Source organism: Pseudomonas sp. LAMO17WK12:I1 (genome assembly GCF_900177315.1).
Lineage (GTDB): Bacteria > Pseudomonadota > Gammaproteobacteria > Pseudomonadales > Pseudomonadaceae > Aquipseudomonas > Aquipseudomonas marginalis.
In genome coordinates, this window is the sequence record NZ_FWZV01000013.1 from 68,549 (window position 1) to 80,888 (window position 12,340).

Here is a 12,340-nt window from a genome sequence, read left to right on the forward strand (position 1 = left end):
CACCCTCATGACCCAGCAAAACCTGTTCCTCGGCATCGACTGCGGCACCCAAGGCACCAAGGCCATCGTCCTCGACGCGTCCAGCGGCAAGGTACTGGGCCTGGGCGCCGCCGCGCACACCCTGATCAGCGGCGCCAATGGCCGTCGCGAGCAGCACACCCAGGAATGGCTGGACGCCTTTACCGAAGCCACCCACCGCGCCTTGCAACAGGCCGGCGTGGACGGCCAGGACATCCTCGGCATCGGTGTATCCGGCCAGCAGCACGGCCTGGTGTTGCTGGATGACAGCGGCCAGGTGCTGCGCCCGGCCAAGCTGTGGTGCGACACCGAAACCGCGCCGGAGAACGAGCGCCTGCTGGCCTACCTGGGCGGCGAGAGTGGCTCGCTGGAGCGCCTGGGCGTGGCGATTGCGCCGGGCTACACCGTGTCGAAACTGCTGTGGACCCGCGAGCAGCACCCGGATGTGTTCGCGCGCATCGCCCATGTGCTGCTGCCCCACGACTACCTCAACTACTGGCTCACCGGCCGCGCGGTCGCGGAATATGGCGATGCCTCGGGCACCGGTTACTTCAACGTGCGCACCCGCACCTGGGATATGGCGCTGCTCAAGCACATCGACCCCAGCGGCCGCCTTGAAGCTGCGCTGCCGACATTGATCGAAGCCGATCAAAGCGTAGGCACGATCCTGCCGGCCATCGCCGAACGCCTGGGTATCAACCCCAATGCCAGGGTGTCCAGTGGCGGCGGCGACAACATGATGGGTGCCATCGGCACGGGCAATATCGCCCCCGGCGTGATCACCATGAGCCTGGGCTCATCCGGCACCGTGTATGCCTTCGCCGACCAGCCCAATGTCAGCCCCCAGGCGTCGGTCGCCACCTTCTGCTCGTCCAGCGGCGGCTGGCTGCCGTTGATCTGCACCATGAACCTGACCAACGCTACCGGGGTGATCCGCGAGTTGTTCGAGCTGGACCTCAACGCTTTCAACGCACTGGTCGAGCAAGCCCCGATTGGCGCCGATGGCGTCAGCATGCTGCCGTTCCTCAACGGCGAACGCGTACCCGCCCTGCCCCACGCCACCGGCAGCCTGCATGGGCTGACCATGACCAACCTGACCCGTGCCAACCTGTGCCGCGCGGTGGTCGAAGGCACCACCTTCGGCCTGCGCTACGGCCTCGACCTGCTACGTCACACCGGCCTGCAAAGCCAGAGCATCCGCCTGATCGGCGGCGGCTCGAAAAGCCCGGTGTGGCGGCAGATGGTCGCCGATATCATGAACACCGAAGTGATCTGCACCGAACAAAGCGAAGCCGCCGCCCTGGGCGCGGCGATCCAGGCGGCGTGGAGCCAGTCCGGCGAGTCCCTGGCCAGCCTGTGCGACAAATGCGTGAGCGTCGACCCGGCCAGCCGTACCCTGCCGGTGGCGGCCAATGTCAGCGCCTACCAACTGGCTTACGAACGCTATCAACAGCACGTGGCAACCCTTTAAGAGCGAACGACTATGTATCTGGTGTGTGGTGAAGCGCTGTTTGATTTTTTCAGCGAGGAAGATGCCAGTGGGCAGGCCTCCAAGGTCACTTACAAGGCGATTGCCGGTGGTTCACCGTTCAACGTCGCGGTGGGTTTGCGCCGCCTGGGCATCGAGGCCGGGTTGTTCGGCGGCCTGTCCAACGACTTCCTCGGGCGCCGGCTGTTGCACGTGCTCAGGGATGAAGGCGTCAGCGAGCAGTTCCTGGTGGAGTTTGCCGCGCCGACCACCTTGTCGATGGTCGCCGTGGGCGCCGACGGTTCACCGCAGTACAACTTCCGGGGTGAAGGCTGCGCCGACCGACTGCTGGAAGTCGCGCATTTGCCGGTCCTCGGCGATGAGGTGCGCGGTCTGCATGTCGGCTCGTTCTCCCTGGTGGTGCAACCGATCGGCGACACCCTGCTGAACCTGGTCAAGCGCGAAAGCGGCAAGCGCCTGATCAGCCTCGACCCCAACGTGCGCCTCAATCCGCAGCCGGATATCCAGCTGTGGCGCGACCGCGTCGCCGAGCTGGCCCGGCATGCCGACCTGATCAAGGTCAGCGATGAAGACCTGCACCTGCTCTACCCCGGCCAGTCGCCGGAAAGCGTGCTGCAAGGCTGGCTGCAACACCGTTGCCAACTGGTGTTTCTCACCCGTGGCGGCGATGGCGCCAGTGTGTTCAGCCGTCAGCATGGCACCTGGTCGCAACCGGCACAGCGCGTGGTGATGGCGGATACCGTGGGTGCCGGGGATACCTTCCAGGCCGCGTTGATTGCCTGGCTGACCGAGCACCAGTTGGACTCGGTGCAAGGCCTGCAACAACTGACCCGCGCGCAGATCGACGCCATGCTCGGCTTCGCCATCCGCGCTGCGGCACTGACGTGCGGCAAGACCGGGCCGGACTTGCCGTATCGCCAGCAGCTTGGATGAAGGTTTTGTCAGCCAGGGCAAAATTAATCGATGGTTAATCCCGCAAGTCGAGAGTGAAATTCCACTCACTTGCGGAGCACCACCATGAAACTGCACACCTTAATGCTCGGCGGCGCCCTGGCGCTGGCGGCAGTGTCGGGCCTGGCCCAGGCTGACGATCAAACCCAGGCGGTCAACCCCGTGCCTTATCATTACGGCATGCCGATGAACATTGCCAAGGTCCTGGCCATGAACGAAACCCCAACCGGCGACTGCAAAGTCATTGATGCGGATATCAAGTTCCTGGACAAGGCGGGCAAAGTGGAAGACGTGAGCTACCGGAAAATGTCCGAAGCCTGCGATTTCCAGAATTGATGGGCAAACATACACAGCATTGGGCCTGGCATTTACCAGGCCCACCGTTCATGACCAACGATCAGTAGTAACCGCGCCCTCCAGCCCGCTGCTGGACAGGTGCATGGCTGTGCTTGAGGTCTTCACGCAACCCGGTAATGAGGTTGCAAATAGCTCGACTGCTGTCGAGTTTGTCAGCATTGATACCTTTGACCTCCAAATCCACCCGGTCACGGTCGCGGTCGTCATAGACCTTGATCGTCAGCGAAGCATCTTCGGCTTTGGTGCATTCGCACCGTTTAGGCAGGAAACTTCCTTCAATAATGCTGCGAAGTTCTAATTCCGAAAGCATGGCCAACCTCTCCTTTTTTGAGACTTGCCAATCGATTGTTATAAGTCTGCAGGCGCGTGCCTGCCACGTCTCGCCAGCCCTGGAAGACGCTTACCTTTACCAGCCTACTCGGCAAATTCCGTTTTTGTTGTAACTTTTCTTCATAAGCAATGTAGGAATTTATATAGCTTAGATCACCTCAGTTAAATCATCGTCGAACCGCTTCGATTAATCGTTTAACCCCACGCTTCGAATTAAACTGCAGCTTGTGCCGCCACTCTTTCAGCAACATATCGCAAACTATCAAAGTTGATATTTGCACCTGAATTAACCGCGACCAAGGTCTGCCCACTTACCCCACGACTGGCCACGTACTTGCGAACCCCCGCCACCGCCAGCGCACCGGAAGGTTCGGTGATGGAACGCGTATCGTCATAGATCAACTTCATCGCGCTGCACAGTTCGTCATTGCTGACGGTGATCACTTCGTCGACCCAATCGCGGCAGATCTCAAAGCCATAGGCGCCGATCTGGGCGACTGCGGTGCCATCGGCGAACCTGTCGACACTTGGCAACACCACCCGTTCCCCGGCCTGCAGTGCGGCGAGCAGGCAACTGGAGCCTTCGGGCTCGACCCCGATGATGCGCACTTCGGGCCGCAGGTATTTGACGTAGGCCGCAATGCCGGCTATCAGGCCGCCGCCGCCCACGGGCACGAAGATCGCGTCCAACGGGCCTTGTTGCTGGCGCAGGATTTCCATGGCCACCGTGCCCTGGCCGGCGATCACTTCCGGGTCATCGAAGGGCGAAACGAAGGTGCAGCCGGACATCTCGGCCAGTTGCAGCGCATGGGCCAGGGCAAACGGGAAGCTCTCGCCGTGCAGCACCGCTTCGGCGCCCCGGGAGCGCACGCCCAGCACCTTCAATTCCGGCGTGCTGCACGGCATCACGATCCGCGCCTGGAGCCCCAGCGTCTTCGCCGCCAGTGCCACGCCTTGCGCATGGTTACCCGCCGACGCCGTCACCACACCGCGCGCTTTCTGCGCGCCGGTAAGCTGCACCAGCTTGTTGTAGGCGCCGCGAATCTTGAAGGAAAAGGTCGGTTGCAGGTCTTCGCGCTTGAGCAGCACCTGGTTGCCGAGCATTGCCGAGAGTGCCGGCGCGGCTTGCAGGGGCGTACGCACCGCGAGGTCATAGACCGGCGCGGCGAGGATCTTTTTCACATAGTGTTCAAGCAATGCCGTATCAGCGGTAGGCGGTGCGGGGCACGTGCTCATGGGTGTCTCCTGGTTTTTAAAGGCCCTGGAGACGGAACAAACAAAACCCGCCTCTAAGGCGGGTTGGGGTGCAGCCGTGTGCTATCCCGCCAAATGAGGAATGGCGGTAATAATGCTTGGCTGGCTGCGGAAGGCTGGATAGGTCATGCCTGGAAATTAACCGGCCATCCGGATCAAGTCAACATCATGTTTACTGACGACATATGAAACATATACGATTCGTATATCCAACCACTACAGTGAACCTCATGGGCATCGTCAAGATCAGCGACCAACTGCACGAACAACTCCGGCTGGCCAGTGCGGCCATGGACCGCTCCATCAACGCCCAGGCCGAGTTCTGGATCAAGGTCGGCCTGCTCGCCGAACTCAATCCCAGCCTGCCCTACCACGAGCTGATCAACAAACTGTTGCTGGACAAGCCCGACCTGATCCGGGGGCGCAGCTGATGATCAAGACCGCCGCCCAACTGGCTGTGATGCGCGAGTCCGGACGCCTGCTGGCCCAAGTGTTCGACATGCTCGACGGTTTTGTCGCCGCCGGCCGTTCCACCCTGGAACTGGACAGCGCCGTCGAAGCCTTTATCCGCAACGAATTGAAAGCCCGCCCCGCCAGCCTCGGGCAATACGACTACCCCTTCTCCATCAACACCTCGATCAACGAGGTGGTGTGCCATGGCATGCCCAGCGCCAAGGAAATCCTCAAGGACGGCGACATCGTCAACATCGACATCACCCTGGAAAAAGGCGGCTTTATCGCCGATTCCAGCAAGATGTACATGATCGGCACCGTCGCGCCCAAGGCGCGGCGCCTGGTGGACATGACTTTCGAGGCCATGTGGGCCGGGATCCGCCAGGTCAAGCCCGGCGCGCGCCTGGGGGATATCGGCCATGCGATCCAGCGCCATGCACAGGCCAATGGCTACAGCGTGGTGCGTGAATACTGCGGACATGGCATCGGCAAGCAGATGCATGAAGAGCCGCAGATCCTGCACTTCGGCCGCCCTGGCACCGGGCTGGAACTGCGTGAAGGCATGGTGTTCACCATCGAACCGATGCTCAACCAGGGCGGCGCCAAGGTGCGCAGCCTGAAAGACGGCTGGACGGTGGTGACCAAGGACAACAGCCTGTCGGCGCAGTGGGAGCATACGGTGGCGGTGACTGCGGATGGCTTTGAAGTGCTGACCCTGCAAACCCGCCCTTGATTCACCCACCGCCGTAGATACCGCCTTGAACCTCACCAGACCTGGCCCTGGCGTTTCAACTCCAGGCGCCGCACGAACTCTTCCAGCACCAGGCTGTACAGGTCGTCCTGCAGGTAGGCATCTTCGATGCCGGCATCGAGGTTGGGGTTGTCGTTGACCTCGATCACCACCACCTTGTCGCCGGACTGCTTGAGGTCCACACCGTAGAGGCCGTCGCCGATCAGGTTGGCGGTCTTCACCGCCAGTTCCACCACCGCCCGGGGCGCTTCATGGACAGCCAGGGTGCGGCATTCGCCGTTGATGGCCTGGCCGATGGCCTTGTGGTTATAGATCTGCCAATGGCCCTTGGACATGAAGTACTGGCAGGCAAAGATCGGCTTGCGGTTGAGTACGCCGATGCGCCAGTCATACTCGGTGTAGAAGAATTCCTGGGCCAGCAGCAGCACCGAATGCTCGAACAACTCGGCGGTGGCCTTGAGCAAGGCTGCCTGGCTTTCGACCTTGATCACGCCACGGGAGAAACACCCGTCGGGAATCTTCAACACCAGCGGAAACCCGAGGCGCTCGCCGACCCGTTCGAAGTCCTGCGGTCGTTCCTTGTAGAGAATCTCGGTGGCAGGCATACCTAACTGATGGCTGTTGAGCAGGTCGGTAAGGTAGACCTTGTTGGTACAACGCAGGATCGACGCCGGGTCGTCCATCACCACCAGGCCTTCACTTTCGGCTTTTTTGGCAAAGCGGTAGGTATGGTTGTCGACACTGGTGGTCTCGCGGATCAGCAAGGCGTCGTATTCGGCCAGGCGCGCGTAGTCCTTGCGCTCGATCAGCTCCACATCGATGCCCAGGCCCTTGCCCACGCGGATGAAATTCTCCAAGGCACGGGCGTTGGACGGCGGCAATTGCTCCTGGGGATCATGGAGGATCGCCAGGTCATAACGGGCCAGGCGCCGTGAACGGGGCTGGCGCCAGATCCTGCGGCTGAAGTTATCGAGGGCGTGGGCGAATTGATCTTCCTGGTCGTCGCGTAACTTGTGCAATACGCCGGACTTGACCCCTACGATATGCCAACCGTTATGTTTTCTGAACTCAACTAACAAGATCGGACATGGGAATGTTTCAAACAACTGGCGGGCCAATTCCTGCAACGGCTCTATAGTGGTCCTGCCGAAGTAAAGTGTCAGGGTAAACCCTTCGGTATTACTGTAGAGGTGATGACTCAAGGCTTTATCAAGGGTTTTATCCAAGTCGTCCAGCGCCAGGCCGTACAGCGACTTCCTGGTCAGCTCACTGATGGTGCGCACCGAAGGAATCACCTTGTGTCCGCGCGCTTCGGCCAGCAACGAGCAGTAGTAGCCGTGCCCCAGGTACTTGTAGCTGCGGCACAGGTTGATCACCTGCACCCGCTTGCCTGATTCGTTCTGACGGGTTTGCTCCAGGTACTCCTGGGCGGTGACGATGTCTTCGCTGGGAAAGTAGGAGGCCCAATCTTCCTTGCGTTCAACAATGATCACCACTTGACTGTTACTTCGAGGCGGCGCCGAAAAAAAGCCCTTCGATGTTATTGTCGCCGCGACGATTTGCTCGGATACTTCACGCCAATGACCTTGTACCGCCGACATAATATTTGATCCGCTTTAGAGAACTCGACCTTTTCTATTAAGCACGATCTTTTAGGGAAGTCCCGTTTCGTTACGCAACTTTTACGGCGGTTATATGGCTCTTTTCTCTCGCGTTGCATTACCCGGTGATATACCGGCATTAGTCGCATTGGAACACCAGTGTTTCAGCAGCGACCGACTCTCATCGCGCAGTTTTCACTGGATGATCAGCCGCGCCCACGGCCAGTTGCGGGTGGCGGAACAGGATGGGCAGTTGCTCGGTTATGCATTGGTGCTGTTCCGTCGTGGCAGCCGGTTGGCGCGCCTGTACTCCATTGCCATTGCCGCCCGCGCGCGCGGCCTCGGGCTGGGCAGGCAACTGCTCAGCCATGTCGAGGCCTGCGCGGTGGCGCACGGTTGCACCCACCTGCGCCTGGAGGTACGCACCGATAACCCCGGCGCCCTGGCGCTGTATGAGCGCAATGGCTACCGGCGCTTCGCCGTGGTCAACGACTACTACGCAGACCACACCCCGGCCCTGCGCCTGGAAAAAACCCTGGTCAGGCCACCTGCTTGATCCCGGCCTTGGCTTCCAGCTCGCGCACCAGCGGCAATACACGTTTGCCGAAGTACTCCACTTCTTCCTGGAAGTGCAGGAAGCCCGCCAGCACCAGGTCCACGCCCACTGCCTTGAGTGCGACGATGCGCTCGGCAATCTGCTGCGGGGTGCCGATCAGGTTGGTCTTGAAGCCATCGTTGTACTGCACCAGGTCTTCAAAGCTCGACTTGGCCCAGTTGCCCTCGCCTTCGGGTGATGCCTTGCCGGCCTGCCTGGCCGCGTCGCCAAAGGCGTTCACGGCGTCCGGGTCGGCCTTGTCGATGATCTCTGCGAGCACGGCGCGGGCTTCTTCCTCGGTGTCGCGGGCGATGATGAACGCATTCACGCCGACCTTGACCGAATGGTTGTTGGCGGCGGCCTTGGCGCGAATGTCATCGACCTGGGCCTTGATGCCTTCCGGGGTGTTGCCGTTGGTGAAGTACCAGTCCGACACGCGGGCCGCCATGTCTCGCGCGGCCCGCGAGCTGCCGCCCTGGAACACTTCCGGCTGGCCCAGGGGCTTGGGCTTGAGGGTGTAATTGTTGAAACGGTAGAAGTCGCCCTTGAAGGTAAAGTCGTCCTGGGTCCAGATGCCTTTGAGGGCGCGGATGAATTCTTCGGAACGGCGATAGCGCTCGTCGTGCTCCAGCCAGTGTTCGCCGATGGCCTGGAACTCGCCCTTGAACCAGCCACTGACGATGTTCACCGCAATGCGGCCATTGGTGAGCTGGTCGATGGTCGCCAGTTGCTTGGCCGCCAGCGCCGGTTGCCATGGGCCGGGCAGGATCGCGGCGATAACCTTGAGCCTGGTGGTAGCGGCCAGCAAGGCATGGCTGAACGCCACGGACTCATGCTGGTTCTCGGCGCCGTAGCCGGCGGTGAAGCGGATCTGGGTCAGGCCGTATTCGAAGCCGGCTTCCTCGGCCAATTGCGCCAGTTTGCGGTTGTAGTCGATGCCCCAGTGGGTACGTTGTTCGATCTTGCTGACCACCAGCCCACCGCTGACGTTGGGCACCCAATAGGCAAATTTCACGGCTTGCTGACTCATCGAACGGTACCTCGCACTAAGGAATGTACTGAGGGGTTGAGCAGCAAGCGTGCCAGACGCGGGCAAACGCCCGCGCCACAAGGGTTGCGACACGAATTCGGGGCTGGGAAGCTTGGAATGCCAATGTCAGGGATTGCAGCGCTTTGTCGGTTTGCTGTTGCTGGAGCAACAGTAAACAGCGTGCATCCCCCCGTAAACATTGGGCCTGGCACCCGGCACGGAGTGTGCAATCACTCCCGGCACCGATCACTGCCCCGGAGCCTTGCTCATGACCGAACACCACGTTATCAACCCGTTGTCTGTCGGCGTCGACTACCCCACGCTGGCGGCGCGCTTTCGTCCGATTTTCCAGCGCATCGCCGCTGGCGCGGTGGAGCGCGAACAAACCCGCGCCCTGCCCCATGAACCGATCCAGTGGCTCAAGGAAGCCGGCTTCGGCGCGGTGCGGGTGCCGGTGGAATATGGCGGTGGCGGTGCTTCGCTGCCGCAACTGTTCGAACTGCTGATCGAACTGGCCGAGGCCGACTCCAATGTGCCCCAGGCCCTGCGCGGGCATTTCGCCTTTGCCGAAGACCGCCTGAATGCGCCGCCCAGTGCCGGCCGCGACCTGTGGTTCAAGCGCTTTGTCGACGGCGACATCGTCGGCTGCGCCTGGACCGAAATCGGCACCGTGGCCATCGGCGAGGTTGTCACCAAGGTCAGCCCGGACGGCGATCGGTGGAAACTCAACGGTGAAAAGTTCTACAGCACCGGCAGTATTTTCTCCGACTGGATCGACGTGTACGCCCAGCGCAGCGACACCGGCGGCGATGTGATCGCCGCCACCCGCGCACGCCAACCCGGCGTGGAACACAGCGATGACTGGGACGGCTTTGGCCAGCGCACCACCGGCAGCGGCACCTCGCGCTTTACCGATGCGGTGGTGGAGGCGGAAAACGTCATCGACTTTGCGACCCGCTTTAAATACCAGACCGCGTTCTACCAACTTGTCCTGCTGGCCAGCCTCGCCGGTATCGGCCGTGCCGCGTTGCGCGATGTGGCCCACCAGGTGCGCAGCCGCAAGCGCATCTACAGCCACGGCAATGCCCAGCACGTCAGCCAGGATGCCCAGATCCAGCAGGTGGTCGGCGAAGTCGCCGCCCTGGTCTACGCCGCCGAAGCCAGCGCGCTGAAAGCCGCCGTACCGGCGCAGCGGGCGTACCTGGCGCGGTTCGGTGGGGATGAAGTCGCCGAGCGCGAAGCCAACGTCGCGGCCGAAATCGAGTCAGCCACCGCGCAAGTGGTGGTGTCGGAGCTGATCCAGCGCGCCACCAGTGAGTTGTTCAACGCACTGGGGGCGTCGGATGTGCGCCAGGGCAAGTCCCTCGACCGCCATTGGCGCAATGCGCGGACCGTGTCGTCGCACAACCCGGTGATCTACAAGGCGCGGATCGTGGGGGACTGGGTGATCAATCGCACCGAGCCGCCGTTTGTGTGGCAGATCGGCAATGGCCCGGCGAAAGCCTGAGGCTGAGCGGGGTCAAAACTGTGGGAGGGGGCTATGCCGATCAGTTAAGAGATAGAACGGGCAAACAGTAACCTGTGGTGAGCGGGCTTGCCGAATCGTCGCACCGCCCGCGTTGGGCTGCGCAGCAGCCCCAAAACACAGCCCCGGACCTGTCTGGCACACTGCAGCGCTCTTATTGGGGCTGCTGCGCAGCCCAACGCGGGGCAAGCCCGCTCACCACAGTTACAGTGTTCCTTCTTAACTGACTGGCATTAGGGCTTGCCCCCTCCCACATTTGGCCCCTGTGTATTTGAATCCTGTGTACGCCTCAAAAGGCCAATTTGTAGCCGATGGTCATCAACATGATCGCCAGGCACGGGCGCAATACGCCGTCCGGGACCTTGCCGGTCATGTGGCTGCCGAAGTAAATGCCCGGCAGCGACCCCATCAGCAGAAAGCCCAGCAGGTGCCAGTCCATATTGCCCATGCCGGCATGGCCCAGGCCCGCCACCAGGGTCAGGGGCACGGCGTGGGCGATCTCGGTGCCGACCAGGCGGCGCGTGGCCAGGAACGGATAGAGGATAAACAGCGCGACGGTGCCGAGGGCGCCGGCGCCGATGGAGGTGAGGGCAACCATGGTCCCCAGCACCGCACCGGTCACCACGGTCAGGGCATTCAGGTTGCGCGGGTTCATATGGTAGTGATCGCCGGCGTGGCGCTGGGCGAACGCCAGCAGGCGTTGCTTGAACAGGATCGCCAGGGCGGTCAGCAGCAGCACCACGCCGAGGGCCTGCTTGATCACTGCGTTCATGGCGCTGGGGTCGGTGTGCAGGCTGGCGAGGAACCACAGGGTCAGCAACACCGCAGGCACGCTGCCCAGGGTCAGCCAGCCGGTGATGGTCCAGTCGATGTTCTTGTTCTTGCTGTGGACCAGCACGCCACCGGATTTGGTGATGGCCGCGTACAGCAGGTCAGTGCCCACGGCCGTGGCCGGGTTGATGCCGAACCACAACAGGATCGGGGTCATCAAGGACCCCCCGCCGACACCGGTCATGCCGACGATAAAACCAACGATCAGGCCCGCAATTACAAAACCAAAGTTACCCACTTCCATCAACGCTACCCGCGGCCTTATAAATTTCTGGCCGCAGGATAGCGATTTTTCTTATAACGACTTATATCAATATGATCTGACTTTATGCCTTTTATGGCAGTCGACGACAGACATACGCCTGGGTCTGATAAGGAAACGCCACCGTGTCGCGGTCCTTCAGGGCCGGATGGCTGGCGATCAAGCCACGCAACTGCTCGCTCACAAGGGCTTTTTCAGCCTCGGGCAACGCAGCAATAAAGCTCACGGAGAGGAAGCGATCCATGATCACTTCCTGGGGGCTGCCGACGTGGCTATAGGGGAAACAGGTCATTTCGGGGTCGGAAAAGTACTTGCCGTCGAAGGCTTCGCGCCAGCGTCCGGAGTGAAAACGCGGGGTGTCACCCTCGTAGGGCGTAATGATCGCAGTGATCGCCGCTACCCAGTCCACCGACTCATCGCGCACATTCCACACCAGCCCGAGGCGCCCTTCGGGCTTGAGCACGCGGTGGATTTCCGCCAGCGCGGCCTGGGTGGAGAACCAGTGAAAGGCTTGCGCGCAGACCACCGCGTCGGCGCTGGCGGTTTCCAGGGGGATGGCTTCGGCGGTGCCGTTGACCAGGCGCACGTCCGGCAACAGCCGGGTCAACTGCGCACCCATGGCCTGCACCGGTTCGACGGCGATCAACGTCGGTGCCAGGGTGCTGAGCAGGCGCGTGAACTTGCCGGTGCCGGCGCCCAGGTCGATCACCCGTGAGTGCCCATCGACGCCGAGTACATCCGTGAGCCAGCCCGTGAGTTGCCTGGGATAATTCGGCCGGCCCTGGGCGTAGGTGGCGGCCTGGGTAGAGAAACCTCGTTGAGCAGACGTGTGGACACCAGTCATTGCCAATCTCTCCTCGGGTAAAGCGGGGGCACAGTGTGCGCCTTCCCCG

Annotated in this window: 12 protein-coding genes and 1 pseudogene; 7 read left to right on the top strand and 6 right to left on the bottom strand. The window is 61.7% G+C overall.

From position 1 onward, the window contains the following. Positions 1-7 precede the first annotated feature (7 nt). The 3 genes from xylB (at position 8) to B9N88_RS23600 (ending at position 2,794) form a co-directional block, all read left to right on the top strand. The gene (xylB, locus tag B9N88_RS23590) at positions 8-1,489 is read left to right on the top strand and encodes a xylulokinase (RefSeq protein WP_027606406.1); all 1,482 of its coding nucleotides are present in this window, start codon (positions 8-10) and stop codon (positions 1,487-1,489) included. Positions 1,490-1,501: 12 nt separating this feature from the next. Further along, entirely contained in the window at positions 1,502-2,440 is a 939-nt protein-coding gene (locus B9N88_RS23595; RefSeq protein WP_027606407.1) for a carbohydrate kinase family protein, read from the top strand. A gap of 84 nt (positions 2,441-2,524) precedes the next feature. Next, complete coding sequence (locus B9N88_RS23600; RefSeq protein ID WP_027606408.1) at positions 2,525-2,794, top strand: DUF2790 domain-containing protein; 270 nt, start codon at positions 2,525-2,527, stop codon at positions 2,792-2,794. Between the two features lie 61 nt (positions 2,795-2,855). On the opposite strand, the gene B9N88_RS23605 is transcribed toward B9N88_RS23600, so the two are convergent. After that, positions 2,856-3,125, bottom strand: a complete 270-nt coding sequence (locus B9N88_RS23605; protein ID WP_027606409.1) for a DUF1652 domain-containing protein — start codon at positions 3,123-3,125, stop codon at positions 2,856-2,858. A gap of 233 nt (positions 3,126-3,358) precedes the next feature. After that, a complete protein-coding gene (ilvA, locus tag B9N88_RS23610; protein ID WP_081744442.1) occupies positions 3,359-4,381 on the bottom strand; it encodes a threonine ammonia-lyase, biosynthetic in 1,023 nt (340 codons plus the stop codon). Between the two features lie 248 nt (positions 4,382-4,629). On the opposite strand from ilvA, the gene B9N88_RS23615 reads away from it, so the two are divergent. Together B9N88_RS23615 and map are read left to right on the top strand one after the other, a co-directional pair. Then, entirely contained in the window at positions 4,630-4,830 is a 201-nt protein-coding gene (locus B9N88_RS23615; RefSeq protein ID WP_027606410.1) for a ParD-like family protein, read from the top strand. After that, positions 4,830-5,585 carry a type I methionyl aminopeptidase gene (gene map, locus B9N88_RS23620; RefSeq protein WP_027606411.1) on the top strand — a complete coding sequence of 252 codons (756 nt, stop codon included), beginning with the start codon at positions 4,830-4,832 and terminating at the stop codon, positions 5,583-5,585. The genes B9N88_RS23615 and map overlap by 1 nt, the downstream gene beginning before the upstream one ends. A gap of 32 nt (positions 5,586-5,617) precedes the next feature. On the opposite strand, the gene B9N88_RS23625 is transcribed toward map, so the two are convergent. After that, positions 5,618-7,204, bottom strand: coding sequence for a RimK family protein (locus tag B9N88_RS23625; protein WP_027606412.1), 1,587 nt, complete (start codon positions 7,202-7,204; stop codon positions 5,618-5,620). A 94-nt stretch (positions 7,205-7,298) separates the two neighbouring features. On the opposite strand from B9N88_RS23625, the pseudogene B9N88_RS23630 reads away from it, so the two are divergent. Beyond that, positions 7,299-7,748 (top strand): annotated as a pseudogene (locus B9N88_RS23630) (GNAT family N-acetyltransferase); the annotation flags it as partial. On the opposite strand, the gene sfnG reads toward B9N88_RS23630, so the two are convergent. After that, positions 7,744-8,829, bottom strand: a complete 1,086-nt coding sequence (gene sfnG, locus B9N88_RS23635) for a dimethylsulfone monooxygenase SfnG (RefSeq protein ID WP_027606414.1) — start codon at positions 8,827-8,829, stop codon at positions 7,744-7,746. The pseudogene B9N88_RS23630 and the gene sfnG sit on opposite strands and share 5 nt — an antisense overlap. Positions 8,830-9,097: 268 nt before the next feature. Between sfnG and B9N88_RS23640 the strand changes: the two genes are divergently transcribed. After that, complete coding sequence (locus B9N88_RS23640) at positions 9,098-10,336, top strand: acyl-CoA dehydrogenase family protein (RefSeq protein ID WP_027606415.1); 1,239 nt, start codon at positions 9,098-9,100, stop codon at positions 10,334-10,336. A 307-nt stretch (positions 10,337-10,643) separates the two neighbouring features. On the opposite strand, the gene B9N88_RS23645 is transcribed toward B9N88_RS23640, so the two are convergent. Together B9N88_RS23645 and B9N88_RS23650 are read right to left on the bottom strand one after the other, a co-directional pair. Further along, positions 10,644-11,429, bottom strand: a complete 786-nt coding sequence (locus tag B9N88_RS23645) for a sulfite exporter TauE/SafE family protein (RefSeq protein WP_027606416.1) — start codon at positions 11,427-11,429, stop codon at positions 10,644-10,646. A gap of 91 nt (positions 11,430-11,520) precedes the next feature. Continuing rightward, complete coding sequence (locus B9N88_RS23650) at positions 11,521-12,291, bottom strand: class I SAM-dependent methyltransferase (protein WP_027606417.1); 771 nt, start codon at positions 12,289-12,291, stop codon at positions 11,521-11,523. Between the last annotated feature and the right edge of the window lie 49 nt (positions 12,292-12,340).

Coding starts and splice junctions, on each gene's coding strand:
- B9N88_RS23595 (WP_027606407.1), top strand. CDS start 1,502: ATGTATCTGGTGTGTGGTGAAGCGCTGTTTGATTTTTTCAGCGAGGAA.
- sfnG (WP_027606414.1), bottom strand. CDS start 8,829: ATGAGTCAGCAAGCCGTGAAATTTGCCTATTGGGTGCCCAACGTCAGC.
- B9N88_RS23645 (WP_027606416.1), bottom strand. CDS start 11,429: ATGGAAGTGGGTAACTTTGGTTTTGTAATTGCGGGCCTGATCGTTGGT.
- xylB (WP_027606406.1), top strand. CDS start 8: ATGACCCAGCAAAACCTGTTCCTCGGCATCGACTGCGGCACCCAAGGC.
- B9N88_RS23650 (WP_027606417.1), bottom strand. CDS start 12,291: ATGACTGGTGTCCACACGTCTGCTCAACGAGGTTTCTCTACCCAGGCC.
- B9N88_RS23615 (WP_027606410.1), top strand. CDS start 4,630: ATGGGCATCGTCAAGATCAGCGACCAACTGCACGAACAACTCCGGCTG.
- B9N88_RS23640 (WP_027606415.1), top strand. CDS start 9,098: ATGACCGAACACCACGTTATCAACCCGTTGTCTGTCGGCGTCGACTAC.
- ilvA (WP_081744442.1), bottom strand. CDS start 4,381: ATGAGCACGTGCCCCGCACCGCCTACCGCTGATACGGCATTGCTTGAA.
- B9N88_RS23625 (WP_027606412.1), bottom strand. CDS start 7,204: ATGTCGGCGGTACAAGGTCATTGGCGTGAAGTATCCGAGCAAATCGTC.
- B9N88_RS23600 (WP_027606408.1), top strand. CDS start 2,525: ATGAAACTGCACACCTTAATGCTCGGCGGCGCCCTGGCGCTGGCGGCA.
- B9N88_RS23605 (WP_027606409.1), bottom strand. CDS start 3,125: ATGCTTTCGGAATTAGAACTTCGCAGCATTATTGAAGGAAGTTTCCTG.
- map (WP_027606411.1), top strand. CDS start 4,830: ATGATCAAGACCGCCGCCCAACTGGCTGTGATGCGCGAGTCCGGACGC.